Source organism: Allocoleopsis sp. (assembly GCF_036703385.1).
Lineage (GTDB): Bacteria > Cyanobacteriota > Cyanobacteriia > Cyanobacteriales > Coleofasciculaceae > Allocoleopsis.
In genome coordinates this window covers 1-2,579 of the sequence record NZ_DATNPA010000168.1, presented here as the reverse complement: position 1 = coordinate 2,579, position 2,579 = coordinate 1, and the positions used below count along the sequence as shown (strand labels likewise).

The following is a 2,579-nucleotide window of genomic DNA, read 5'->3' as shown; positions in this document are numbered from 1 at the left end:
GGGTTCTTGTACAAATGAGCTGTGACCTTGGTTATAAGACTTAACCAAGTTTACGAGCCAGGGCAAAAAGTCTAATATCTCTTCCGGGAGTAGAGTTAGCTCGAAGTGCCAATCTTGATTCAGGCCTCGGCAATCTCTTCTCCACCTGGCAGTTGTGAGCATACCACCACCTTTGTTAACAGACACTCGAAGAATAAATGGTCGTTTGGGGAGTAAGTCATCGGGTGCTGTATAAACATAAACACGCAAGTAATTCAGTCGCTGCCTGTCATCTATCCAAAACACCATTGGAGGATTACCCGTGGATGCACTACCATTCGTAATACTCACTGGCACTTCCATCGCCGAAGAAAAGAGAGAGTAGAACTCGTGCCTTAGCTGAGAAACAATCCGTATCGCTTGTGGAGTCATAATTATTGAACCTTTTGGTAAGAATAGGAGCTAAGTGCCTCTGTTCAAATCTGCCAATTAGCGATGAATGGATATCATCAATGGTTTGATTTAAAACTGCGTCGATTTATAGCGAGAGTGCCTCTTGGTCTGTTTATGTCTGGCAATCAGTTTGCGCTTGCGTTTTTGCAGAGGCGTTTCAAAGTGACGATGCTTCTTCATGTCTGGGAAAATCCCGGCTTTGGAGACTTGTCGCTTAAATCGACGCAGAGCTGACTCAATGCCTTCATTTTCGCCAAGAATTATTTGGGTCATCCTTTGGGTTCCTCTTGTTGACTAAGCTCATGACGGCTAGAGGTGCCGAGCATAAACAAGTAAAAAAGGGCAGACTCCTTGTCTGCCCTTAAGACCTCAGAGTTAAATTTTTCGTCTCGAAGTTTAGTTGTAGTTGCGTCGGGACGATCTGTTATTGTTGCCCCAGCTACCACCACCAGGTTTTCTTTCTTCGCGAGGCTTAGCCTTGTTCACTTTCAGATCGCGGCCCATCCACTCAGCACCGTCGAGGGCATCAATTGCAGCAGTTTCCTCGGTGTCTGTTTCCATCTCTATAAAGGCAAAACCCCGTAGTCTTCCGGTTTCTCGATCCTTAGGCATTTGAACCCGCTTCACTGTTCCGTATTCGGCAAAGATTTCGCTGAGATCTTCCTCTGTGACCTCATAAGATAAGTTACCGACATAGATTGACATAATGATTCTCCGGAATCAAACGATGTAGAGAACTAGATTCGGAGAGAGTCTTGCCGGTAGTAAAAAGCAAACTATACAACCGAATTTAATTTTCACCAAGCAGGATAACACACAAGCCGATAAGTACTAACATGTATTTCTTGGATTTGATATGAGAAATACTCTTAATAATTCACCATCTACTCTCCCTCAACGTCCCTCACTGCTTAACGCCAAAAGCTTGTGGAGCCTGCTGTTTGTCGCATCCGTCCTGTGGTCGTTGCACTCAGCCGGTATTTTTAAGGAAAATTTAATCAATACGGGAGGCTGGACTCTGGTTTGGCGCTTTCTCGTAGCTGCTCTTCATCCGGACTTCAGCCCGGACGTGCTCAAGCTGACGCTGGATGCCACGCTGAAAACCTTAGCCTTCGCCGTGTGTGGTACTGCTTTGTGCGTATCGATAGGTCTAGTGGGTGGCGTACTCTCATCGGAAGTGTGGTGGCAGTCTGTAGCAGGAATCGGGAGTCAGGGAGGCATCAGGGCGTGGACTCCTTGGCTCGTGGTACGGGCAGCTTTGGCAATTCCTAGAGCGATTCATGAACTGATTTGGGGCTTGTTTTTTGTCAATATTTTCGGACTCGATCCATTGGTAGCGATTTTAGCGATCGCAATTCCTTTTGGTGCCATCACGGGCAAAGTCTTCTCAGAAATTCTCGACGAAACTCCTCGCCAGCCCTTAAAAGCATTGCTCAACAGCGGAGTTCCCCCCCTCAGTGCTTTCGCCTATAGCCTGCTTCCTCAAGCCTTTCTCAATTTGCTCTCCTACAGTTTCTATCGCTTTGAATGTTCCATTCGCTCGGCTGCGGTGCTGGGGATCGTTGGTGCGGGTGGATTGGGCTATCAAATTCTCCTCAGCCTCCAGTCCCTCGACTACGAGCAAGTCTGGACGTTTCTGATTGCCTTAGTAGGATTAAACGGTTTGACTGATTTTTGGAGTGCGGTATTGCGCCACCGGCTAGGGGCACCTAGTCGCCTCGATTTGAACGTTCTCAATCTCAAACAGCGCAAAAACACCCTTTACCAAAGTGACCCAGTAGTCAGGGCTTCGTTCATCGGAGCGATTGTTTTACTGATATTCTCCTTCTGGTACGTTCAAGCCGATTTCTCTAAACTTTGGGCACCGCGAACTGCCCAACTTTTGGCAGGAGTGATTCAGCATGTCTTTCCACCCGATACCAGCCAATTGAATCAACTATTGACTCTATCCGTTCAAACCCTGGCTATGTCTATCCTGGCCATGGCTGTAGCTGGATTAGGAGGCATTCTATTTTCATTCCCTGCCGCACATAACTTCTTATTGCCAGGAGGCATTTTTGATCTCGGTCGATCGCCTACATTGTCTCAGCAATCCGATCGTCTAAAACTCCCAGGGTGGGGAACCGTTGTACTCATTTTTACCCGAT

At 47.2% G+C, this 2,579-nt stretch carries 4 protein-coding genes; 1 reads left to right on the top strand and 3 read right to left on the bottom strand.

What is annotated here, in order from left to right:
- The 3 genes from V6C93_RS08670 to V6C93_RS08660 form a co-directional block, all read right to left on the bottom strand.
- Window positions 1–411, bottom strand: a 411-nt coding sequence (locus V6C93_RS08670; RefSeq protein ID WP_333476256.1) for a hypothetical protein, incomplete at its 3' end; no start/stop codon positions are given.
- Between the two features lie 90 nt (window positions 412–501).
- Window positions 502–705: a 30S ribosomal protein S21 gene (gene rpsU / locus V6C93_RS08665; RefSeq protein WP_333476255.1), complete on the bottom strand. Its 204-nt coding sequence runs from the start codon at window positions 703–705 to the stop codon at window positions 502–504.
- A 123-nt stretch (window positions 706–828) separates the two neighbouring features.
- The gene (locus V6C93_RS08660; protein WP_333476254.1) at window positions 829–1,137 is read right to left on the bottom strand and encodes an RNA-binding protein; all 309 of its coding nucleotides are present in this window, start codon (window positions 1,135–1,137) and stop codon (window positions 829–831) included.
- Between the two features lie 151 nt (window positions 1,138–1,288).
- Here V6C93_RS08660 and V6C93_RS08655 point away from each other — a divergent pair.
- The coding region (locus V6C93_RS08655; RefSeq protein ID WP_333476253.1) for a PhnE/PtxC family ABC transporter permease at window positions 1,289–2,579 on the top strand (1,291 nt) is incomplete at its 3' end.

Coding starts and splice junctions, on each gene's coding strand:
- rpsU (WP_333476255.1), bottom strand. CDS start 705: ATGACCCAAATAATTCTTGGCGAAAATGAAGGCATTGAGTCAGCTCTG.
- V6C93_RS08660 (WP_333476254.1), bottom strand. CDS start 1,137: ATGTCAATCTATGTCGGTAACTTATCTTATGAGGTCACAGAGGAAGAT.